At 74.3% G+C, this 21,361-nt stretch carries 25 protein-coding genes; 16 read left to right on the forward strand and 9 right to left on the reverse strand.

Annotation, left to right across the window (positions count from 1 at the left end; genetic code table 11):
* Positions 1-73: 73 nt before the first annotated feature.
* Both dapE and ACZ462_RS01570 read left to right on the forward strand, forming a co-directional pair.
* Positions 74-1,153: a succinyl-diaminopimelate desuccinylase gene (gene dapE / locus ACZ462_RS01565; protein ID WP_467806273.1), complete on the forward strand. Its 1,080-nt coding sequence runs from the start codon at positions 74-76 to the stop codon at positions 1,151-1,153.
* A 64-nt stretch (positions 1,154-1,217) separates the two neighbouring features.
* Entirely contained in the window at positions 1,218-1,985 is a 768-nt protein-coding gene (locus ACZ462_RS01570; protein ID WP_467806274.1) for an LOG family protein, read from the forward strand.
* A 21-nt stretch (positions 1,986-2,006) separates the two neighbouring features.
* Here the strand turns inward: ACZ462_RS01570 and folP are convergent, their stop codons facing one another.
* Positions 2,007-2,867: a dihydropteroate synthase gene (gene folP, locus ACZ462_RS01575; protein ID WP_467806276.1), complete on the reverse strand. Its 861-nt coding sequence runs from the start codon at positions 2,865-2,867 to the stop codon at positions 2,007-2,009.
* Positions 2,868-2,977: 110 nt separating this feature from the next.
* Between folP and ACZ462_RS01580 the strand changes: the two genes are divergently transcribed.
* The gene (locus ACZ462_RS01580) at positions 2,978-3,385 is read left to right on the forward strand and encodes a DivIVA domain-containing protein (RefSeq protein WP_467806310.1); all 408 of its coding nucleotides are present in this window, start codon (positions 2,978-2,980) and stop codon (positions 3,383-3,385) included.
* Positions 3,382-4,017 carry a DNA-3-methyladenine glycosylase I gene (locus ACZ462_RS01585; RefSeq protein ID WP_467806277.1) on the forward strand — a complete coding sequence of 212 codons (636 nt, stop codon included), beginning with the start codon at positions 3,382-3,384 and terminating at the stop codon, positions 4,015-4,017. Before ACZ462_RS01580 ends, ACZ462_RS01585 begins: the two co-directional genes overlap by 4 nt.
* Here the strand turns inward: ACZ462_RS01585 and chcB are convergent.
* On the reverse strand, positions 4,002-4,805 hold the full coding sequence (chcB, locus tag ACZ462_RS01590; protein ID WP_467806278.1) for a 2-cyclohexenylcarbonyl CoA isomerase: 804 nt from the start codon (positions 4,803-4,805) through the stop codon (positions 4,002-4,004). The two genes, ACZ462_RS01585 and chcB, sit on opposite strands and share 16 nt — an antisense overlap.
* Before the next feature lie 332 nt (positions 4,806-5,137).
* Here chcB and ACZ462_RS01595 point away from each other — a divergent pair, with 332 nt between their 5' ends.
* Both ACZ462_RS01595 and ACZ462_RS01600 read left to right on the forward strand, forming a co-directional pair.
* Positions 5,138-5,305 (forward strand): DUF3117 domain-containing protein, encoded by a 168-nt coding sequence (locus tag ACZ462_RS01595; protein ID WP_003966491.1) that lies wholly within the window; start codon positions 5,138-5,140, stop codon positions 5,303-5,305.
* 279 nt (positions 5,306-5,584) lie between these two features.
* Positions 5,585-6,211 (forward strand): hypothetical protein, encoded by a 627-nt coding sequence (locus tag ACZ462_RS01600; RefSeq protein WP_467806279.1) that lies wholly within the window; start codon positions 5,585-5,587, stop codon positions 6,209-6,211.
* Between the two features lie 32 nt (positions 6,212-6,243).
* Here the strand turns inward: ACZ462_RS01600 and ACZ462_RS01605 are convergent, their stop codons facing one another.
* On the reverse strand, positions 6,244-6,906 hold the full coding sequence (locus ACZ462_RS01605) for an O-methyltransferase (RefSeq protein WP_467806280.1): 663 nt from the start codon (positions 6,904-6,906) through the stop codon (positions 6,244-6,246).
* 210 nt (positions 6,907-7,116) lie between these two features.
* Between ACZ462_RS01605 and sigE the strand changes: the two genes are divergently transcribed.
* The 5 genes from sigE (at position 7,117) to ACZ462_RS01630 (ending at position 11,799) form a co-directional block, all read left to right on the forward strand.
* Positions 7,117-7,896, forward strand: coding sequence for an RNA polymerase sigma factor SigE (sigE, locus tag ACZ462_RS01610; protein ID WP_467806282.1), 780 nt, complete (start codon positions 7,117-7,119; stop codon positions 7,894-7,896).
* Complete coding sequence (locus ACZ462_RS01615) at positions 7,893-8,558, forward strand: anti-sigma factor family protein (protein WP_467806284.1); 666 nt, start codon at positions 7,893-7,895, stop codon at positions 8,556-8,558. Before sigE ends, ACZ462_RS01615 begins: the two co-directional genes overlap by 4 nt.
* A gap of 321 nt (positions 8,559-8,879) precedes the next feature.
* Positions 8,880-10,388, forward strand: coding sequence for a S1C family serine protease (locus ACZ462_RS01620; RefSeq protein WP_467806286.1), 1,509 nt, complete (start codon positions 8,880-8,882; stop codon positions 10,386-10,388).
* Between the two features lie 104 nt (positions 10,389-10,492).
* On the forward strand, positions 10,493-10,918 hold the full coding sequence (locus ACZ462_RS01625; RefSeq protein WP_467806287.1) for a sec-independent translocase: 426 nt from the start codon (positions 10,493-10,495) through the stop codon (positions 10,916-10,918).
* A 113-nt stretch (positions 10,919-11,031) separates the two neighbouring features.
* Entirely contained in the window at positions 11,032-11,799 is a 768-nt protein-coding gene (locus ACZ462_RS01630; RefSeq protein WP_467806289.1) for a hypothetical protein, read from the forward strand.
* A gap of 59 nt (positions 11,800-11,858) precedes the next feature.
* On the opposite strand, the gene ACZ462_RS01635 is transcribed toward ACZ462_RS01630, so the two are convergent.
* From ACZ462_RS01635 to ACZ462_RS01645, 3 genes are all read right to left on the reverse strand, one after another.
* A complete protein-coding gene (locus tag ACZ462_RS01635) occupies positions 11,859-13,019 on the reverse strand; it encodes an Mrp/NBP35 family ATP-binding protein (RefSeq protein ID WP_467806290.1) in 1,161 nt (386 codons plus the stop codon).
* A 42-nt stretch (positions 13,020-13,061) separates the two neighbouring features.
* The gene (locus ACZ462_RS01640; protein ID WP_467806312.1) at positions 13,062-13,607 is read right to left on the reverse strand and encodes a DUF1003 domain-containing protein; all 546 of its coding nucleotides are present in this window, start codon (positions 13,605-13,607) and stop codon (positions 13,062-13,064) included.
* Positions 13,608-13,740: 133 nt separating this feature from the next.
* Positions 13,741-15,012 carry a magnesium transporter MgtE N-terminal domain-containing protein gene (locus ACZ462_RS01645; RefSeq protein ID WP_467806291.1) on the reverse strand — a complete coding sequence of 424 codons (1,272 nt, stop codon included), beginning with the start codon at positions 15,010-15,012 and terminating at the stop codon, positions 13,741-13,743.
* A gap of 203 nt (positions 15,013-15,215) precedes the next feature.
* On the opposite strand from ACZ462_RS01645, the gene ACZ462_RS01650 reads away from it, so the two are divergent.
* Positions 15,216-16,007 carry a hypothetical protein gene (locus tag ACZ462_RS01650; RefSeq protein ID WP_467806292.1) on the forward strand — a complete coding sequence of 264 codons (792 nt, stop codon included), beginning with the start codon at positions 15,216-15,218 and terminating at the stop codon, positions 16,005-16,007.
* An 80-nt stretch (positions 16,008-16,087) separates the two neighbouring features.
* Here ACZ462_RS01650 and ACZ462_RS01655 read toward each other — a convergent pair whose 3' ends face one another.
* Together ACZ462_RS01655 and ACZ462_RS01660 are read right to left on the reverse strand one after the other, a co-directional pair.
* Positions 16,088-16,606: a hypothetical protein gene (locus ACZ462_RS01655; RefSeq protein WP_467806294.1), complete on the reverse strand. Its 519-nt coding sequence runs from the start codon at positions 16,604-16,606 to the stop codon at positions 16,088-16,090.
* 64 nt (positions 16,607-16,670) lie between these two features.
* On the reverse strand, positions 16,671-17,786 hold the full coding sequence (locus ACZ462_RS01660) for a magnesium and cobalt transport protein CorA (protein ID WP_467806296.1): 1,116 nt from the start codon (positions 17,784-17,786) through the stop codon (positions 16,671-16,673).
* Between the two features lie 392 nt (positions 17,787-18,178).
* Here ACZ462_RS01660 and ACZ462_RS01665 point away from each other — a divergent pair, with 392 nt between their 5' ends.
* The 4 genes from ACZ462_RS01665 to ACZ462_RS01680 all read left to right on the forward strand — a co-directional run bounded on the left by ACZ462_RS01665 (position 18,179) and on the right by ACZ462_RS01680 (position 21,114).
* The gene (locus ACZ462_RS01665) at positions 18,179-18,763 is read left to right on the forward strand and encodes a suppressor of fused domain protein (RefSeq protein ID WP_114054037.1); all 585 of its coding nucleotides are present in this window, start codon (positions 18,179-18,181) and stop codon (positions 18,761-18,763) included.
* Positions 18,764-18,824: 61 nt separating this feature from the next.
* The gene (locus ACZ462_RS01670; protein WP_467806297.1) at positions 18,825-19,466 is read left to right on the forward strand and encodes a DUF6758 family protein; all 642 of its coding nucleotides are present in this window, start codon (positions 18,825-18,827) and stop codon (positions 19,464-19,466) included.
* An 82-nt stretch (positions 19,467-19,548) separates the two neighbouring features.
* A complete protein-coding gene (locus ACZ462_RS01675) occupies positions 19,549-20,415 on the forward strand; it encodes a PHP domain-containing protein (RefSeq protein ID WP_467806313.1) in 867 nt (288 codons plus the stop codon).
* A gap of 93 nt (positions 20,416-20,508) precedes the next feature.
* Complete coding sequence (locus tag ACZ462_RS01680; protein ID WP_467806298.1) at positions 20,509-21,114, forward strand: MarC family protein; 606 nt, start codon at positions 20,509-20,511, stop codon at positions 21,112-21,114.
* Positions 21,115-21,190: 76 nt separating this feature from the next.
* Here ACZ462_RS01680 and ACZ462_RS01685 read toward each other — a convergent pair whose 3' ends face one another.
* On the reverse strand, positions 21,191-21,343 hold the full coding sequence (locus ACZ462_RS01685) for a hypothetical protein (RefSeq protein ID WP_174250346.1): 153 nt from the start codon (positions 21,341-21,343) through the stop codon (positions 21,191-21,193).
* Between the last annotated feature and the right edge of the window lie 18 nt (positions 21,344-21,361).

Raw genomic sequence — 21,361 nt, forward strand, 5'->3', positions numbered from 1 at the left:
ACTTGAGCCACGTCGCACGTCCACCGGTCGGACGTGAGACGTTCGCCGCAGCACGGCGCGTTAGGGTCGGGGCATGTCCGAAACCGAGCTCGACCTCACCCTCGACGCCGCCCGGCTGACCGCGAGGCTCGTCGACATCCCGTCCGTGAGCGGCGACGAGAAGGCCCTCGCCGACCTCGTCGAACACGCCCTGCGGGGCCTGCCCCACCTCACGGTCGACCGGTACGGCAACAACGTCGTGGCCCGCACCCGCCTCGTCCGCCCCGAGCGCGTCGTCCTCGCGGGGCACCTCGACACCGTGCCCGTCGCCGGGAACGTCCCCTCCCGCCTCGACGGCGACGGCGTCCTGTGGGGATGCGGCACCACCGACATGAAGTCCGGCGTCGCCGTCCAGCTGCGCATCGCCGCGACCGTGCCCGAGCCCAACCGCGACCTCACCTTCGTCTTCTACGACCAGGAGGAGGTGGCCTCCCACCTCAACGGCCTGGGCCGGATCGCCGAGGCCCACCCCGACTGGCTCGCCGGGGACTTCGCGGTCCTGCTGGAGCCCTCGGACGCCGAGGTCGAGGGCGGCTGCCAGGGCACCCTGCGCGTCCTGCTGCACACCTCCGGCGAGCGCGCCCATTCCGCCCGCAGCTGGATGGGCTCCAACGCCATCCACGCCGCGGCCCCCATCCTGGCCAGGCTGGCCGCGTACGAGCCGCGCCGCCCCGTCATCGACGGCCTGGAGTACCGCGAGGGCCTCAACGCGGTCCGCATCGAGGGCGGCGTCGCCAACAACGTCATCCCCGACGCCTGCACCGTGACCGTCAACTTCCGCTACGCGCCCGACCGCAGCGAGGCCGACGCCCTCGCCCACGTCGAGGAGGTCTTCGCGGACTGCGGCGTCACCGCCCTCACCGTCGACGACTCCTCCGGCGGCGCCCTCCCCGGGCTCTCGCACCCCGCCGCGAAGGCCTTCATGGAGGCCGTCGGCGGCCGCGCCATGCCCAAGTTCGGCTGGACCGACGTCTCCCGCTTCAGCGCGCTCGGCGTCCCCGCCGTCAACTACGGCCCGGGCAACGCCCTGCTGGCCCACAAGGTCGACGAACGGGTCGACACCAAGGCGATCCTGCACTGCGAGGAACGACTCCGCGCCTGGCTGACCTCCTGAATTCCCCCTCCCGTCACCTCCGTGCGCCTACCCTGATCCAACGATCAGCAGGAGGGAGCACATCATGGGCAACCACCGCGATGCCGAGGGGGACGCCCCGCACCGCCCCGAGGAGCAGCAGCTCGGACCGGTGCTGCGCCGCCGCGGCCAGGTGCAGGCGGGCAGCACGACCGACCAGCGGCTGCTGGACTCGGCCGGGCCCTCCGAGTGGGTGCACACCGATCCCTGGCGGGTCCTGCGCATCCAGTCGGAGTTCATCGAGGGCTTCGGCACGCTGGCGGAGCTGCCGCCCGCGATCAGCGTGTTCGGCTCGGCGCGCACCCCGGCGGGCTCGCCGGAGTACGAGGCCGGCGTCCGCATCGGCAGCGCGCTCGTCGAGGCCGGCTTCGCCGTGATCACCGGCGGCGGCCCCGGCGCGATGGAGGCCGCCAACAAGGGTGCGCGGGAGGCGAACGGGGTCTCCGTCGGCCTCGGCATCGAGCTGCCCTTCGAGCAGGGGCTGAACGAGCACGTCGACCTCGGGCTGAACTTCCGGTACTTCTTCGTCCGCAAGACGATGTTCGTGAAGTACAGCCAGGGCTTCGTCGTCCTCCCGGGCGGACTCGGCACGCTCGACGAGCTGTTCGAGGCCCTGACCCTGGTCCAGACCCAGAAGATCACCCGCTTCCCGATCGTGCTCTTCGGCACGGACTACTGGAACGGGCTGGTCGAGTGGCTGCGGAACACGGTCATCGCCCAGGGCAAGGCCTCCGAGCGCGACCTGTACCTCTTCCACGTCACCGACGACGTGGAAGAGGCCATCGCGCTCGTCACGAAGGAGGTCGGCAAGTAGCCGCCCCCGCCGGGGCCCGGCTCAGGCCAGGCCCCGGCGGGCCACCGCCGGCTCCCGGTGCCCCTGGATCGCCCGGACCATCTCCAGGACCTGCCGGGTCTCGGCGACCTCGTGCACCCGGTAGACCTGCGCGCCCAGCCAGGCCGAGACCGCGGTCGTGGCGAGCGTGCCGAGCAGGCGCTCCTTGACGGGCCGGTCCAGGGTCTCGCCGACGAAGTCCTTGTTCGACAGCGACACCAGCACGGGCCAGCCGGTCTCCGCCATCTCCGCCAGGCGCCGCGTCGCCTCCAGGGAGTGCCGGGTGTTCTTCCCGAAGTCGTGCCCCGGATCGATCATGATCGCGTCGCGCCGGACGCCGAGGGCCGCGGCCCGCTCGGCCAACCCCACCGTCACCCGCAGGATGTCCGCCATCACGTCGTCGTACGCGGTCCGGTGCGGCCGGGTGCGCGGCTCGACCCCGCCCGCGTGGGTGCACACCAGGCCCGCCCCGTACCGGGCGGCGACCTCGGCGAGCTTCGGGTCGACCCCGCCCCAGGCGTCGTTCAGCAGGTCGGCCCCGGCCTCGCAGACCGCCTCGCCGACCTCGTGCCGCCAGGTGTCGACGCTGATCACCACGTCCGGGTGGCGGCGCCGGACCTCGGCGACGAAGCCGACCGTGCGCCGGGCCTCCTCGGCCGCGTCCACGTGCTCGCCCGGCCCCGCCTTGACCCCGCCGATGTCGATGATCGCCGCGCCCTCGGACACCGCCTGCTCCACCCGCTCCAGGGCGGGCTCGTCGCGGAACGTCGCGCCCTGGTCGTAGAAGGAGTCGGGCGTCCGGTTCACGATCGCCATGATCACCGGCTCGTGGGTGTCGAACTCGCGCGTGCCCAGTCGCAGCATCCCGTTCTTTCCTCCTCAGGGGGCCCTCGCGCCCCGTCCGCGACCTTAACCTGGTCACCTGGTGGTCCACCGGCCGCCGCCGGGAGGTGCCCCGCAAGTCTCTCAGGGAGTTGATCGTGTTCTGGTTCCTGCTGATCGCGCTGGTCGTGGTCGTCACCGCGGTCACCCTGGCCGTGATCGGGGGCGGTTCGGAGGCCGTCCTGCCCGAGGCGGAGCCCGACCGGGTCGCGGACGCCCTGCCCGAGACCCGTCCCGTCGCCCCGGCCGACATCGAGGCGCTGCGGCTGCCGGTCGCCGCGCGCGGCTACCGGATGGCCGAGGTGGACGAGGTCCTGGAGCGGCTCGCGGCCGAGATCGCCGAGCGGGACTCCCGGATCGCCGAGCTGGCGGCAGCGGTGGCGACCGCCGGGCGGCCCGCTGCCGCGGCCGGGGACGCGCCCCGGGGGGAGGCGGAGGCCGCCGCGAAGGAGCCGGAGCAGCAGCCCGCCGCCGTCGACCTCGGCAAGGACGCCCGGTGACCGCCCTCGCGGGCGCCGACGGCGCGCTGCGCTGCCCGTGGGCCCTGGCCACCGAGGACTACACCGCCTACCACGACACCGAATGGGGCCGCGCCGTCCACGGCGACGACGCCCTGTACGAGCGGCTGTGCCTGGAGGCCTTCCAGTCCGGGCTGTCCTGGCTGACGATCCTGCGGCGCCGCGAGGGCTTCCGCGAGGCCTTCGCGGACTTCCGGATCGAGGCCGTCGCCGCCTTCGACCACCGGGACGCCGAGCGGCTGCTCGCCGACGGGCGGATCATCCGCAACCGCGCCAAGATCGACGCGACGCTCGCCAACGCGCGGGTCCTCGCCGGCTGGAAGCCCGGCGAGCTCGACACCCTGATCTGGTCGCACGCCCCCGAGCCGGGCCGCCCCGCCCCCGCCTCGATCACGGACGTCCCGGCCGTGACACCGGAGTCCACGGCGCTCGCCAAGGCGCTGAAGAAGGCCGGCATCCGCTTCGTCGGGCCCACGACCGCCTACGCGCTGATGCAGGCCTGCGGCCTCGTCAACGACCACCTGGCCGACTGCACGGCCCGCACCCCGGCCGCCCCGGGGGCCGGGGCGGCCGGGGCGGCGCCGGGTCCGGCGGCCGGTCAGCGGCCGAGGTAGACCGGCGGCTGCTTGGCCAGGAAGGCCTGGACGGCGATCCCGTGGTCCTCGGAGGCGCCCGCCCGGGTCTGCAGGACGTCCTCGCGCTCCAGGGCGTCGGCGAGGGAGTGCGAGGCCCCGTACGCGAGGGACTCCTTCAGCGCGGCGTAGGCGACCGTCGGGCCGGCGGCCAGCGTGCGCGCCACGGCCTCGGCCTGCGCGTGCAGCTCCTGCGCCGGGACCAGCCGGTTCGCGATGCCCAGCTCGAACGCCTCCTGCGCCTTCACCGAGCGGGGAAAGAGCATCAGGTCGGCGGCGCGCGAGGCGCCGATCAGGCGGGGCAGCGTCCAGGAGACGCCCGAGTCGGCGGTCAGCGCCACCCCGGCGAAGGACGTGTTGAAGGACGCGGCCTCGGAGACGACCCGGAAGTCCGCGGCCAGGGCGAAGCCGAAGCCCGCACCGGCCGCGACGCCGTTCACGCCCGCCACGACCGGCTTCGGCATCTCCGCCAGCGCCCGCACGATCGGGTTGTAGTGCTCGGAGACCGTGGTCATGGTCAGCGACGAGCCGGTCTCCCGGTCGGCCTGCAGGTTCTGCACGTGCTCCCTGAGGTCCTGGCCGACGCAGAAGGCGCGGTCGCCCGCGGCGGTCAGCAGCACGGCCCGCACCGCCGGGTCGTCGGCAGCCGCCCGGACGGCGTCGCGCAGCGCGACCTTCGCCTCGGTGTTCATGGCGTTCATGGCGTCGGGACGGTTGATCGTGATGGTGGCGAGTCCGTCGGTGACGTCGTAGAGCACGCTGTCGGCCATGTCGGGGGTCCCCCTTCGTCGCGGGCTGGGCTACCGGCCGGTACCGGGCGGTGCAAGGGCCAGCATGGCGGACCGCGCCGCCCGAGGGCATGTGATGTGCGTCAAAGAAAGCGGGCGCGGCGCCCGCGCGGAGCGCGCGCAGTATCGCAGGCAGGTCCCCGAAATGAGTGGTTTTGGCAGAGGGCGTTGCCCAAGCGTTCCCTTCCGATGTTGGTCATCGGGTCCTGACATGCGGGATAATGGCCGGGAAGCAATGTGTTCGATGCCGGGTTCCAGGCGCCTGAATGGGGCCGTCGGCTGACGATGAGCTGGTTTCAGGAAGGGGAACGAGCATGGCGGCCATGAAGCCGCGGACGGGCGACGGCCCGCTCGAGGTCACCAAGGAGGGGCGGGGCATCGTCATGCGCGTACCGCTCGAGGGCGGCGGTCGGCTGGTCGTCGAGCTGACGCCGGACGAGGCGGACGCCCTGGGTGACGCCCTGAAGAAGGTCGTCGGCTGACCCGTCGGCAAGACCGTCTGCATACTCTGCGCTGCCCCGGCCCGCGATCCGCGTCCGGGGCAGCGTTGTGCGGTGCGCACGCCGGAGCATGAGCACCGGCCCGCCGGGCCCGTGTCCGCCGCGGCCGCGCCCGCCCGGCCCGCGTGCCCGCCGTGCGCCGCACCCCCGTCCGACCGCGCCGCGCCCGCCCCGCCCGATCCGCCCGGGTTCCCTTCCCCCGGCGGTCCGGGCCGCCTCCGCGCGCAGGGGCGGCGTACGCCGTTCCTTGAAAGCCGAGCCGTGACCGCCGCCCCTCCCGCCCCTCCCGCCCCGCCCGCCTTCGCCGACTGCACGCCCCGCCAGAAGGCCGCCCGGGTCCTGTCCGACGTCCTCGCGCCGGCCCACCTGGTCGTCCTGCTGCTGCTGGTGATCGGCCTGCACAGCACCGGGACGGCGGCCGGGCTCGGCTGGGGCCTGCTCGCCGCCCTGTTCTGCGGTGCGGTGCCGATCGGCATCGTCCGGCTCGGGGTGCGCCGGGGCGCCCTCACCGACCAGCACATCCGGGTCCGGCGCCAGCGCCTCGCGCCCATGGCGCTGAGCCTGGGCTCGGTGGCCGCGGCGGTGGGCCTGGGGCACGCCCTCGGCGCGCCCCGCGAGGTGCTCGCGCTGGTCGCCGCGATGCTCGTCGGGCTCGCGACGACCCTGCTGGTCACGGTGGGCTGGCAGATATCCGTGCACATGTCGGTGGCGGGCGGCACCGTCATGGTCCTCTGCCTGGCGTTCGGGCCGGCCGCGCTCCTCGCGGCGCCGCTCGCCGCGGCCGTCGGCTGGTCCCGGCTCGTCCTGCGGGCGCACACGCCCGCCCAGGTCGCCGCGGGCACCGCCCTCGGGGCGGTCACCGGGCTCACCTTCGCGCTGCTGCGCTGACCGGCCGCGCGCCCGTCCGCGTACGCCCGCGGTCAGCGCCGTACGGCGCACAGCAGGCCGTCGCCGACCGGGAGCAGGGCCCCTTCCAGCGCCGGGCTCTCCCGGACGCTGCGCAGCAGCTCGCGGACGCGCAGGACGTCCGCCTCCTGGGCCGCGGAGTCGACCGTGCGGCCGTCGCAGAAGACCCCCTCGAAGCACACCAGCCCGCCGGGCCGCAGCAGGCGCAGCGATTCGGCGAGGTAGTCGAGGGACTCGGTGGGGTCGCCGTCGCAGAAGACGAGGTCGTACCCGCCGTCGGCGAGGCGGGGCAGCACGTCGAGGGCGCGGCCGGGGATGAAGCGGGCCCGGTTGCCCGCGAACCCCGCGGCGCGGAACGCCTGGCGGGCGAAGGCCTGCCGGTCGGCCTCGGGATCCACGGTGGTCAGCACCCCGTCCGGGCGCATGCCGTGCAGGAGGTGGATGCCGGAGACGCCGGTCCCCGTGCCGATCTCGGCGACCGCCTTGGCGTCGGCACTGGCGGCGAGCAGGCGCAGCGCGGCGCCGGTGCCCGGCGAGACAGAGCGCAGGCCCGCCTCGCTGGCCCGGTCGCGGGCCCACCGCAGAGCGTCGTCCTCGGCGACAAACGCGTCGGCGAACGCCCAGCTCGTCTGCCGGTTGCCGGTAATGACCCTCTCCTGTCCCCATAGTTGGCGCAACGGTGACTGTATCCGCTGGCGTCGGGAACCCGCAGATGGGACCGGGCGTTGGAAAGGGCAGCGGACCTATGCCGGAAGGCGGGAAGGGCCCCGGGCGGGGCACAGAGGGGATGGATGGGGCGGCACCGGTAGGAACGGTGCGGCGACCCCCGACACCCCAGGCAAAGTTAGGGCAAAAAAGCTTATCCGGAGCTGACGGGAGGGGTGGCTATGGTAGGGGCTCCACTGGACACCACCAGAGCCGATAGGGGAGGTGCGGCTGCGCCTGTGGATCGTGGGGGCGTCTGGAGACGCCTCTTCTGGTCGGCGGGTGAGCCGAAATCCGTGACTGACACCGCTGACCGTTTCCACTCCGCCGTGACCGCAACCACCGCGACCTTCGCCGCCGATGCGGGCCCGCAGGCGTGGACCCCTCCCACGTGGGAGGAGATCGTCAGCACGCACAGCGCCCGGGTGTACCGCCTCGCCTACCGCCTGACGGGCAACCAGCACGATGCCGAGGACCTCACGCAGGAGGTCTTCGTCCGGGTCTTCCGCTCGCTGTCCACCTACACCCCCGGCACGTTCGAGGGCTGGCTGCACCGCATCACCACGAACCTGTTCCTCGACATGGTCCGCCGCAAGCAGCGGATCCGCTTCGACGCGCTCGGGGAGGACGCCGCGGAGCGGCTGGCGAGCCGCGAGCCGTCCCCGCAGCAGGTGCTCCACGACACGCACTTCGACGCCGACGTGCAGCAGGCGCTGGACACCCTCGCGCCCGAGTTCCGCGCGGCGGTCGTGCTCTGCGACATCGAGGGCCTCTCGTACGAGGAGATCGCCGCGACGCTCGACGTGAAGCTGGGCACCGTGCGCAGCCGCATCCACCGGGGCCGCTCGCACCTGCGCAAGGCGCTGAAGCACCGCTCGCCCGAGGCCAGGGCCGAGCAGCGGGCGCTGGCCGGGGTGGCCGTGGGCGTCCCGGGCAGCGGGGGAGAGGGCGGAGCCCAGTGACCGGAGTCAAACCCTCCCCTGCCGAGCATCACCTGGGCGACCGCCTTGCCGCCCTGGTCGACGGCGAGTTGGGCCACGACGCGCGGGAGCGGGTCCTGGCGCACCTCGCGACCTGCCCCAAGTGCAAGGCCGAGGCGGACGCGCAGCGCCGCCTCAAGGCCATGTTCGTCGAGAGCGCACCGCCGCCGCTGTCCGCCGGGCTGCTGGCCCGGCTCCAGGGGCTCCCCGGCGACGGGCCCGACGGGCCCGCCGGACCGCCCGGCGGCGACCTGTTCGGGTACCGGGCGCCCGAACCGCCGCAGCAGGGCTTCCGCATCGCCGAGGTCGGGCGGCCCCGGCGGCGCCTCGCCTTCGTCGCCGCCGGCGCGGTGTCCCTGGCGGCGATCGCCCTGGGCGGGACGTTTCCGCTGAACACGGTCGAGCCGAACGTGCGGGGCGAGTCGCCCGCGACCCGGCCCGGCCCCGCCCTGCCCGCTGCCCCCGCCTCCGGGGCCGGCCCGGGCCCCGGCAGCGGGCCCGGCGCCGTGTCCGTGGCCGACGCGGTCCTCCGCGACCGCGCGCGGCGGCCCGGCCCCGCCGCCGACCCGCAGGAGGAAGGCCCGCTGCCTCCGCTCCACCCCTCCGCCCCCACACCCTCCCGCCCGGTCTCGCTCCTCCGCTGACCCGGGCGGCCTGCCCCGCCCTGTCCCGGCCCGGCCGGGACAGGCCGCGGCTGCCGCCTCCGGGGAGCGCGCGGGCCCTGTTCGCCGGGGGCGCGGGGCCTGCGGGGTCCGGCAGGGCACCCGCCGCGCTGTCGGGCGGTCCGTGCTGTCGGGCCGTCCGCGCGGCCCACCGCCCTGCGGCGCCGGGCGCCTGCACCGCGGGCAGGACCGGCGCCCCTGAGACGAGCGGGCCTCGGGCCGCCATCCTCCGCCGCGCGCCGACCTGGTTGAATCTCCGGCAGGTGCGCCGCCCTGCGGCGGCAGGCAATCCGGGGAGCGCCCATGGCCGACGAGCAACAGTCCCAGCCGACTCCGCCGCGGCGGACCGGCCCCGCCGAAGCCCCGGCGGCGGCACCGGCAGCCGCCGCATGCCCGAACCCCGCCCCACCCGCCGAGCCCGGCCCGGTCCCGGCCCCCGAGCCCGCTGCCGCGGACGGACGGCCCGCCGGGCCCGATCCCGTACCGCTCGCGAAGGCCAACCCCCTGCCCGCCGGTTCGGACGGGCATCCCGCCGACGCCCGGCCGGTTCCGCCGGCTGCCTCGGAGGAGCCGTCCGTCGAACCCGGGCCGGTGGTGCTCCCCGCTCAGGACGTGGCCCCCGCCGAGGGCTGGTCCGGCTCGGGGGCCGGGCAGCGCGCGTACGACCCGTGGCAGGCGGGGACGTTCAGCATGCCCGATCAGGGCGCGGCGGCTCGGGGGACGGTCGTACGGCTGCGGCATGCCGTCGCCCTCGGGCTCGGGATCGCCCTGCTCGCCGGCGGCACCGGCGGCTGGCTCGGGGTGCTCGCCGAGCGGCAGGCCGGTACCCGCCTCGAACTCCCGCAGGCCGCGGCCGACAACAAGGACCGGGCCCCCGGCAGCGTCGCCGGCATCGCCGCGACCGCGCTCCCCGGCGTCGTCACCCTCCACGTCCGCGGCGGCGGGGGCGGCGGCACCGGCACCGGGTTCGTCCTCGACGGCCAGGGGCACATCCTCACCAACCACCACGTCGTGGCCGGAGCCAAGGACGTCACCGTCACCTTCAGCACCGGCGAGAGCACCACCGCCTCCGTCGTCGGCAGCGACAGCGGCTACGACCTCGCCGTCGTCCGCGTCACCGGCGTCCGCGGGCTGAAGCCGCTGGCCCTCGGCAACTCCGACGGCGTCCGGGTCGGCGACCCCGTCGTCGCCATCGGCGCCCCCTTCGACCTGTCCAACACCGTCACCGCCGGCATCATCAGCGCCACCGGCCGGCCCATCACCGCCGGCGGCGACAAGGACGGCAGCGACATCAGCTACGTCGACGCCCTCCAGACGGACGCGCCCATCAACCCCGGCAACTCCGGCGGCCCGCTCCTCGACGCCCAGGCCCGCGTCATCGGCATCAACAGCGCCATACGCGGAGCCGAGAAGACCGGCTCCGACCGGCAGAGCGGCAGCATCGGCCTCGGCTTCGCCATCCCCGTCAACCAGGGCAAGCGCGTCGCCGAGGAGCTCATCCGCACCGGCCGCGCCACCCACCCCGTCATCGGCGTCACCCTCGACATGCAGTACACCGGCGCCGGCGCCCGCGTCGGCGCGCAGGGCGAGGGCGGCAGGCCCGCCGTCACCCCCGGCGGCCCCGCCGCCCGGGCCGGCGTCCGACCCGGCGACGTGATCACCAAGGTCGACGGCGTGCGCGTCCACGGCGGGGACGAGCTCATCGTCAAGGTCCGCGCCCGCCGCCCCGGCGACCCGCTGCGCCTCACCCTGCTGCGGGACGGCCGCGAGCAGACCGTCCGGCTGGTCCTCGGTTCCGCGGAAGGGTCGTGACCCGCTGCCGAACCGGGGATGATGGAGGACCGATGTAGGGCCCCGGGCGCCCGGCCGGGTACCGTTGTCGTGGCCCGACGAGGAGAGAGCCGAGGAGCGGCAAGGTGTTCAACGACATAGGCGCACTCGAGCTGGTCACCATCGTGGTTCTCGCCATCCTCGTCTTCGGACCGGACAAGCTGCCGAAGGTCGTCCAGGACGTCGCCGGCTTCGTCCGCAAGATCCGCGCCTTCTCCGACAGCGCCAAGCAGGACATCCGCTCCGAGCTGGGACCGGACTTCAAGGACTTCGAGTTCGAGGACCTGAACCCCAAGACGTTCATCCGCAAGCAGCTCTCCACCAACGAGGACCTCCGCGACATCCGCAGCAGCTTCGACCTCCGCCAGGAGCTGAACGACGTCACCGACGCCGTCAACGGCCGCGACGGGGAGCCCGCGCCGGCCTCCGCCGCCTCCGGCCCGGACCTGGTGAAGAAGCCCGCCGCGCCGTCCTCCGAGCAGCGGACCCCGTTCGACGCCGACGCCACCTGAGCCCCGTCCTGCCCGGCGATCCGGGGTCCGGTGGCTATCCTCCATGAGTCCGGACCCAGGACGCCCGAGGGGGGCGGGCCGTTCCGGACCCCACGGAACGAGAGGCCCCATCGATGGAGACGACGAGCAGTAGCCGGGTCGGCGCCCAGCCCGCCGAAGCGCCCGAAGCACCCGCCGCCGAACCCGCCGCGACCGCCCCGCCGGCCACACCCGCCGCCCCGGCCGCGGCGGTCCCGCACACCGCCGCACCGCCCCACGAGGAGACCGCGGCCGCCCCCGTCCCGGCCGCCCGCCGCACCGCCGACGGCTTCCGCCGCGCCGGATTCCCCTGGTACGGGCTGGACAGCGCCTTCACCGGACACCGCTGGCTGATGCAGGTCGGCACCGGCGCCGACGGCACCGTCGAGCACGGCTCCACCGGCCACGGCGACGAGCCGTCCGTGCGCGGCGAAGTCGCCACCGGCGAGAAGGAGCGCTTCGCGGTCGTCGTGACCGTCGCCGCCAACCCGCACCGCCGCAGCAGCGACGGCACCGGCATCCTGGAGGCCACCTCCGTCTCCTCCGCCGCCTGGCTGGCCGGCTCCGGCCTGCTGGCCTACAGCTGGCCCGGCCAGATGGACCACACCCTGCGCGACGACTGGCTGGAGCAGCAGACCGAGGCGGCCTGGGAGCTCGCCGACCACCTCGACGGCCCGGACTGGTCCGCGCTGTCGCTGCCCGTCGACGGCGAGCCGACCCCCTTCCACTACCGCGAGTCCGAGTTCGGCTGGGTCCTCGCCGGCACCACCCCGGCGGGCGTCCACCTGGGCGCGTACGGCCGCGGCATGAGCGCCTACGGGATCGGCTTCGCCGTCATCGGCGACCTCGCCGCCTACGAGTAGCCGCGCCCGGACACGCCGGAGGGGCACCGCCGCAGCGGTGCCCCTCCGGTCGAGGCGGTTCAGAACTTGTTGCGCGGGGTGATCCCCAGCGACATGCCGGCCAGGCCGCGCGCCCGGCCGCCCAGCTTGCCCGCGATCGTGCGCAGCGCCGCACCCGCCGGGGAGTCCGGGTCGGACAGGACGACGGGCCGGCCCTCGTCGCCGCCCTCCCGCAGCCGGACGTCGATCGGGATGGAGCCCAGGACCGGCACCGTCGCGCCGACCGTCTTCGTCAGGCCGTCGGCGACCTTCTGGCCGCCGCCGGTGCCGAACACGTCGACCATCTCGTCGCAGTGCGGGCACGGCAGCCCGGACATGTTCTCCACCACGCCGACGATCTTCTGGTGGGTCTGGACGGCGATCGAGCCGGCGCGCTCGGCGACCTCCGCCGCGGCCTGCTGCGGGGTCGTCACGACGAGGATCTCCGCGTTCGGCACGAGCTGTGCCACGGAGATCGCGATGTCGCCGGTGCCCGGCGGCAGGTCCAGCAGCAGCACGTCCAGGTCGCCCCAGAAGACGTCCGCGAGGAACTGCTGGAGCGCACGGTGCAGCATCGGGCCGCGCCAGACGACCGGCGCGTTGCCCGGGGTGAACATGCCGATCGAGATGACCTTCACGCCGTTCGCCGACGGCGGCATGATCATGTTCTCGACCTGGGTGGGCCTGCCCTCCACGCCGAGCATGCGGGGCACGCTGTGGCCGTAGATGTCGGCGTCGACGACACCGACCTTCAGGCCGTCCGCCGCCATCGCCGCGGCCAGGTTCACCGTCACCGACGACTTGCCGACGCCGCCCTTGCCGGACGCGACCGCGTACACGCGGGTCAGCGAGCCCGGCTTGGCGAACGGCACCTCGCGCTCGGCGGTGCCGCCGCGCAGGGTGGCCGCCAGCTCCTTGCGCTGCTCGTCGCTCATCACGTCCAGCGTCACCTCCACGGAGGTGACCCCGGGGACCTTCGCGACGGCGTCCGAGACGTTCTTGGTGATGGTCTCGCGCATGGGGCAGCCCGACACCGTCAGGTAGACCGTGACCGCGACCGCGCCGCCGTCGCCGACCTCCACCGATTTGACCATGCCGAGCTCGGTGATCGGCCGGTGGATCTCGGGGTCGTTCACCGTCGCCAGCGCGTCCAGGATCGCGTCCTGCTCGGGCACGGCGGCGGAGCTTGTGTCGGTAGCCATGCGTCGATGGTACGGCTCGGTAGCGTGCCTCCGGAAAGGCCGCTAGCGGTCGCCTTCGTCACTCTCCTGCGGGAACATCCGCCGGTCGTCCATCTCCTTGATCAGGTCCTGGAACTCCGAGCGGATCCAGTCGCGCGTCGCGACCTCGCCCAGGCCCATCCGCAGCGCCGCGATCTCCCGGGTCAGGTACTCGGTGTCGGCGATGGACCGCTCGTTCTGCTTGCGGTCCTGCTCCAGGTTGACGCGGTCGCGGTCGTCCTGCCGGTTCTGCGCGAGGAGGATCAGCGGGGCCGCGTACGAGGCCTGGAGCGACAGCATCAGCGTCAGGAAGATGAACGGGTACTCGTCCCAGCGCAGGTGCCGCGGAGCGAACACGTTCCACAGCACCCACACCACGATGACCAGCGTCATCCAGACGATGAACCGGCCGGTGCCGAGGAAGCGCGCCACCCGCTCCGACAGCCGGCCGAACGCCTCCGGGTCGTACACCGGCAGCAGCCGCCGCCGGTCCGCCCGCGGCTGGTCCAGCCGTCCGCGCGCCGACCGGGTCAGCGCGCTCGACCCCGTCGCCGCGGCCCGCGCCCGCAGCCGCTCCGAGGCCTCCTCCTCCCGGCCGCTCTGGCCGTGCTCCCGCGCGTCCTCGCGCGCGTGCTCCCGCGCCAGCTCGCGGCGCACCCGCAGCTGCTCGCGGCGCCGCTCGCGCGCCGGGTCGCCCCGCCGCTCACCGGCCACCGGGGACCTCCTCGGAGTGGAGGTCCGTCTCCCGCCAGTCGTCCGGCAGCAGGTGGTCCAGGACGTCGTCCACGGTCACCGCGCCCAGCAGCGCGCCGCCCTCGTCGACGACGGGCACGGCGACCATGTTGTACGCGGCCAGGTAGCTCGTCACGGCCGGCAGCGAGGCGTCCGGCCGCAGCGGCGGCAGGTCCGTGTCGACGATCGAGCTGACCAGCGTGAACGGCGGGTCGCGCAGCAGCCGCTGGAAGTGCACCGTGCCCAGGTACTTGCCCGTCGGCGTCTCGTCCGGCGGCCGGCACACGTACACCTGCGCGGCCAGCGCCGGCGACAGGTCCGCCTGCCGGACGCGGGCCAGGGCGTCCGCGACGGTCGCGTCCGGCCGCAGCACGATCGGCTCCGTGGTCATCAGGCCGCCCGCGGTGTTCTCCTCGTACGACAGCAGCCGGCGCATGTCCGCGGCGTCGTCCGGCCGCATCAGCGTCAGCAGCCGCTCCTTGTCGTCCTCGGGCAGCTCGGACAGCAGGTCGGCGGCGTCGTCCGGGTCCATCGCCTCCAGGACGTCCGCGGCGCGCTCCTCCTTCAGCTTGCCGAGGATCTCGACCTGCTCGTCCTCGGGCAGCTCCTCCAGGACGTCCGCGAGCCGGTCGTCGTCGAGGGCGCTCGCCACCTCGGCGCGCCGCTTCGGCGTCAGGTGGTGCAGGACGTTCGCCACGTCCGCCGGGCGCATCTGCTCGAAGGTGGCGACCAGGTTCTCGGCGCCCTGGCCCTCCTCCTCCAGCGAGAACCCGGTCACCGCCGACCACTCCACGGTCAGCGTCTCGCCGCGGCGGCGCAGCGCGCCCCCCTTGCCCTTGCGTACGAAGATCTTGTCGATCTCCCAGTCGCGGCGGGCCGGCAGCTGCTGGATGGCCACGTCCAGGACGGTCGCCTCCTCGCCGGTCGCGGTCAGCCGCACCCGCCGGTCCAGGAGCTCGCCGAGGACCAGCCGCTCCGTGGGCCGCTGCTCGAAGCGCCGCATGTTCACCACGCCGGTGGTGATGACCTGGCCGGACTCCACCCCCGTCACCCTCGTCATCGGCAGGAAGATCCGGCGCCGGCTGACGACCTCGACCACCAGCCCCAGCAGCCGCGGCGGACGCCCGCCGACGCGCAGCATCGCCACGAGGTCGCGGACACGGCCCACCTGGTCGCCGTTGGGATCGAAGACGGGCACACCCGACAGATGCGAGACGAAGATCCGCGGGGCGCCTCCGGCCATTCCAGCGCCTCCCAGAGCGTCGATCACGGTCCTGCCTGCCGCCCCTCAGGCTAGCCCGTGGGGTGCGCGGCCGTCCTGGTGGGGCCGTCCGCCCGGGGTGCGCCGCCGCCCGCCTGCCCGCCGGACCGGGCACCCGCCGACCGCCGGCATACGGGCGGGTACGCTGCCTGCTGCCCAGGAAGCACGACGAGAGGCACCTGCACGTGACCGCCCTTTCCTCCGCCGCACGGCTGCGCCGCGCCGCCGTCGCCGGTGTCGTCTTCGCGGGCCTGGCCGTCGCCGGGACGGGCTGCGGCGCGGACCCCGACGAAGGCACCAACGGCGTCGGCAAGCTCTCCGCGGGCCAGATCGAGGGCAAGGCGAAGGCCGCCGCCGGCGCCGCGTCCTCCGTGCACCTGTCGGGGACCCTCGTCAGCAGCGGAAAAACCTTCACCCTCGACATGCGCCTCGGCAAGGAGGGCGGCTCCGGCGAGGTGAAGTCCAAGGAGGACACCTTCCAGCTGCTCCGCGTCGGCGACCAGCTCTACCTCAAGGCGAGCGCCGCCTTCTGGGGCACCTCCGAGGCGGCCGGCAAGCTCGGCGACAAGTACGTGAAGGTCCCTGAGAGCGACCCCACCTACAAGCAGTTCCGCGGCTTCACCGACATGCACGTGCTGCTCGACGGACTCCTCGGCCTCGACGGCAAGCTCGCCAAGGGCGACTACACCAAGGTCGGCCCGACCCGCGCCGTCCAGGTCACCGCCGACCAGGGCAAGGGCGGGAAGCTGGCGGTCTCCCTGGAGGGCACCCCGTACCCGCTGCGGATGGAGCGCGCCGGGGGAGCGGGCACCGTGGACCTGAGCGACTGGGGGCAGCCCGTGCAGCTGGACCCGCCGCCGGCGGACCAGACCCTCGACTACGGCTCCCAGCTGCCGACGACGAAGGAGCCCGGCGGCGGCCCGGCGCCCGCGCCGACCGGCCAGGGCTCGGGCCAGGGCTCGAACCCGGCCGGTTAGGGGGTGTTGCGAGAGTCCTGTGCGGCGCCGTGGGCGCCGTGCGGGACTCACGCAACACCCCCCTGGCCCGCCGGGTCCGCCTACGCCCCGCGGGCGGCCTTCTTCCGCTTCAGCAGCAGCTTCGGCAGGCCCGCCGGGACCGGCCGCCGCGTCACCGCCGGCGAGCCGACCGGCACCGCGGCCAGCGATCCGTCCGGCAGGTCGGTGCTCGCCGCGACCGGCTCCAGGCGCAGCAGCCGGCACTCGCGCGCCCAGCGTGCCGTCATCCCATCGGAGTCGGGGGCGTTCAGCCGCTTGCCCTTCAGCTCCGCGGCCGCCGCCTCCCACGCGTCGCCGCCGGGGGGCAGCTCGCGTACGGCCGCGGTCCAGGCGACCAGCCGGCCGCCCTTGTCCTTGCTGCGGACGGTGACCTCGGCCGTCGCCCCGTCGGCGAGGCCCGGCAGCGGCTGCTCGCCGGGGCCGTCGCCCAGCACGTGCGCCGCGCCGTCCACCCAGGCGTGCCACAGGGCGCGGTCGGCGCCGCCGCCGCGGACCCAGATCAGGCCGGACTTCTTGGTGGCCTCCTCGACGAGGGCCAGGTCGAGCGTGCTGAGAGTCATGCGCACCAGGGTAGGGGAGGGCCCGCACGGTCCGGAGGGCCGGCGGGGCGGGCCCGGGGGGCTGCTACAGCCAGCCGTGGCGGCGCAGCGCCCGGTGGATGGTGAAGCAGATGCCGACGATGGTGGCCATCACCATCGGGTAGCCGTACTCCCACTGGAGTTCGGGCATGTGCGTGAAGTTCATCCCGTACACGCCGCAGATCATGGTCGGCACGGCGATGATGGCCGCCCAGGAGGTGATCTTGCGCATGTCCTCGTTCTGCGCGACGGTCGCCTGGGCCAGGTTGGCCTGGAGGATCGAGTTCAGCAGCTCGTCGAAGCCGACGACCTGCTCGTGGACGCGCGCCAGGTGGTCGGCTACGTCGCGGAAGTACTTCTGGATGTCCGGGTCGACCAGCCGCATCGGGCGCTCGCTGAGCAGCTCCATCGGCCGCAGCAGCGGGGCCACGGCCCGCTTGAACTCCAGCACCTCCCGCTTGAGCTGGTAGATGCGGCCGGCCTCGCCGCCGCGCGCGACGCCCTTGGCGGGCGCGGCGAACACCGCGCTCTCGACCTCGTCGATGTCGTCCTGCACCGCCGCCGCGACCGCGATGTAGCCGTCGACGACGTGGTCGGCGATGGAGTGGAGGACCGCCGAGGGGCCCTTGGCCAGCAGCTCGGGGTCGTCCTGGAGGCGGTGGCGCAGGCCGCGCAGCGAGCCCTGCCCGCCGTGCCGGACGGTGATCACGAAGTCGGGGCCGGTGAAGCACATCACCTCGCCGGTCTCCACGACCTCGCTGGTCGCCGTGAGTTCCGCGTGCTCCACGTAGTGGATCGTCTTGAACACCGTGAAGAGGGTGTCGTCGTAGCGCTCCAGCTTCGGCCGCTGGTGGGCGTGGACGGCGTCCTCCACGGCCAGCGGGTGCAGGCCGAAGACGGCGGCGATCCCCGCGAACTCCTCCTCGGTCGGCTCGTGCAGCCCGATCCAGGCGAAGCCGCCGTCCTCGCGGACCCGCCGGATCGCCTCACGGGGCGTCAGGCAGGCCGAGCCGACGGCGCGCCGGCCGTCGCGGTACACCGCGCAGTCGACCACGGCACTGCTGGCCGAGGGGTCGCGGGTGGCGTCGTAGCCGGGCTGGACGGGGTTGGACCTGCGCAGCGCCGGTCGGACGGCGGCTCGGAGGTAGGGCAGCATCGACATGGCAGGCTCCTTCGCGCGCACGGCCGCGGTGGGCGTGCGGGGTGGGAGATCCCTCCGGCAGGGGCGGCCTGCCGGAGGCGGGCGCGCCGGCAGGGCGGAGGGAAAGGGACGGGAGGACAGACGTTCCGCCGTCGCTCTTCTGCTGATCGGATGATCAAACGGGGCAGGGTGCGCCCGTACCAGGGGCGGAAGAGCGATTGGTACTGCACGATCGACTTCGGTCCACGGCAGTCCCCACCTCCTCCGGCCGGTCCCCCGTGGGGGACGTCCTGTCGCCGGGGCCCCGAGGCACCGCTTCTGCGGTGCGGCCCCGACCAGCGGTCAACACTATCAGCCGACGGATGGTCAAGACCCGCCCTTTACCCGCCTGATACGAGTTCTATGCTCGGCGCATGGCAGAAATTCTGGCTCTCGTCGAAGCCCGGCTGCGCAGCGCCCTCGGCGAGCCCGACGCCCGCGCCGCCGTCACCTTCCTCGGCACCGACCGCATCGAGGTGCTCCGCTTCACCGGGGACGGCCTCGTGCGGTATGCGACGCTCGGCATGTCCGCGTCCCCGATGGCCGACCCGACCGCGGTGGTCGCCGACCCGCTGCGCGGCCCGCGGGCCGAGCTGGTGCTGACGGTGCGGGCGGGCCTGGCGCCCACCGACCGGGTGCTGCGGCCGCTCGCCGTGCTCGCCGCCTCCCCGCAGGTCGAGGGGCTGGTCGTGGCGCCCGGCGCGTCGCTCGACGTGGGCGAGCCGCTCTGGGAGGGCGCGCCGTTCACCTCGGTGCTCGTCGCGGAGCCCGGCGGGCTCGTCGAGGACCTCGAACTGGACGAGCCGATGGAGCCCGTGCGGTTCCTGCCGCTCCTGCCGATGACGGCGAACGAGGCCGCCTGGAAGCGGGTGCATGGCGCGGCGGCGCTCCAGGAGAGGTGGCTGGCGCGGGGGACGGACCTGCGCGACCCGCTGCGTACGTCCGTGGCGCTGGACTGAGGCATCCGGACGGGTGATCGCGTCTTGACGGGGCGCCGGGCGGGGAGGAGCGTGGCTCTCTATGAGGGGCGAACCGAGTTGCCCGAAGTGCGGTGGCCGGGTCAGGGCGCCCGGACTCTTCTCCGACTCCTGGCAGTGCGCGGTGCACGGCGCGGTGCACCCCCTGCAGCCCGTCATCCCGCCCAGCGTCGAGGCGCTGGAGGTCGTCGTGCGCCGGGCCAAGGTGCCGGTGTGGATGCCGTGGCCGCTGCCGGTGGGGTGGCTCTTCACGGGGGTGGCGGCGGCCGGTGACGACCGCAGCGGGGGCAGGGCGACCGCCGTGGCCTGCTCCGGGCCCGGACCGCTGGGCGGCCCCGGTGAGTTGGTGCTGATCGCCGAGGAGCTGGGCGTCGGGCTCGGCTCCCGCTACGCCGGCATCGACGGCCCCGACCCCGGCTCCGCCATCGACGTCTCCTCCCCGCCGCACGCCAAGGTCGTCGCCGGGGGCCGGCCGACACCGCTGTGGCACGTGAACGGGACCCCCGGCGACCGGGCCGTCTTCGCCGGCGAGGCGCGGGGCCTGTGGCTGTGGGCCATCGCCTGGCCCGAGCAGTCTGGCCTGCTGATGTACGACGAACTGGTCCTGACGGACCTGCGCGAGGCGGGCGCCGAGGTGGACATGCTGCCCTGCGGGGCCCTCAGCCCGCGGATCCTCGGCCTGTAGTGCCGCAACCGGGGGACGGGAGGGGCGCGGGCGGGCGTTATCCTGGGGTGTCCCCGCAACCCCGACCCCTGGAGCCATGGCCGTGCGCATCGACCTGCACGCCCACTCCACGGCGTCCGATGGGACCGACACCCCCGCCGAGCTGGTCCGCGCCGCGGCCGCCGCCGGGCTGGACGTCGTCGCACTCACCGACCACGACACCGTCGCGGGGCACGCCGAGGCTGTCGCGGCCGCCCCGGCCGGGCTGACCGTCGTCCCCGGTATGGAGCTGTCCTGCCGCCTCGACGGCATCGGCATGCACATGCTCGCGTACCTCTTCGACCCGGAGGAGCCCGAGCTGGCCCGCGAGCGGGAGCTCGTCCGTGACGACCGCACGCCGCGCGCCCACGCGATGATCGCCAAGCTGCGCGGCCTCGGCGTGGACGTCACCTGGGAGCAGGTCTCCCGGATCGCCGCCGGCGGCTCCGTCGGCCGGCCCCACATCGCCACCGCGCTCGTCGAACTCGGCGTCGTGCCCACCGTCTCGGACGCCTTCACCGCGGAATGGCTCGCGGACGGCGGGCGCGCCTACGCCGAGAAGCACGAGCTCGACCCCTTCGAGGCCGTACGCCTGGTCAAGGCGGCCGGCGGCGTCACGGTCTTCGCGCACCCCGCCGCCGTCAAGCGCGGCCGCTGCGTGCCCGAGTCGGCGATAGCCGAACTCGCCGCCGCCGGACTGGACGGCATCGAGGTCGACCACATGGACCACGACGACGCCGCGCGCGCCCGGCTGCGCGGCCTGGCCGGCGACCTCGGCCTGCTGGTGACCGGCTCCAGCGACTACCACGGCAGCCGCAAGACCTGCCGCCTCGGTGAGTACACCACCGACCCGGAGGTCTACGGCGAGATCACGCGCCGCGCGGCGGGGGCCTTCCCCGTCCCGGGCGCCGGCGGAGACACGCGCGCGTAAGGCCGCCCCGCCCGGCAGCCGCCGGGCCCGCGCCCGCACGCCCCGCCCCCAGCACCCTCCTCGGAAACACCCCTCTCTCTGCAAGGCATCACTGTGTTCGACTTCGCCGTCTTCGGATCCCTATTTCTCACCCTTTTTGTGATTATGGACCCTCCGGGGATCACGCCGATCTTCCTCGCCCTGACCTCCGGCCGCCCCGTCAAGGTGCAGCGGAGGATGGCCTGGCAGGCCGTGTGCGTGGCCTTCGGCGTCATCGCCGTCTTCGGCATCTGCGGCCAGCAGATTCTGGACTACCTGCACGTCTCCGTCCCGGCGCTGATGATCGCCGGCGGTCTGCTGCTGCTGCTCATCGCCCTCGATCTGCTGACCGGCAAGACGGACGAGCCCAAGCAGACCAAGGACGTCAACGTCGCGCTGGTCCCGCTCGGCATGCCGCTGCTCGCCGGGCCCGGCGCGATCGTCTCCGTCATCCTGGCCGTGCAGAAGGCCGACGGCGTCGCCGGGCAGGTCTCGGTCTGGGCCGCGATCGTCGCGATGCACGCGGTCCTGTGGCTCACGATGCGCTACTCGCTGGTGATCATCCGGATCATCAAGGACGGCGGTGTCGTCCTCGTGACGCGGCTCGCGGGCATGATGCTCTCCGCCATCGCCGTCCAGCAGATCATCAACGGCGTGCTCCAGGTCGTCCGCGGCGCCTGACGCCCGGCGCGCTCGCGCAGGCGAACGCCCCCGCACCGGACCGGTGCGGGGGCGTTCGGCGTGGGGGGGCGAAGCGTCAGGAGGACGCGCTCTCGGCCGGTCGGATCAGGATGCGCTGGCCGATCGAGGCCGCCTGCTGCACGATCCGGTTGACGGAGGCCGCGTCCACGACGGTGCTGTCCACGGCCGATCCGTCGACGTCGTCCAGGCGCAGAATCTCGAAGCGCACGGCTTCTCCCTTCGTCAG

It is taken from the genome of Streptomyces sp. NPDC031121, from assembly GCF_055570615.1.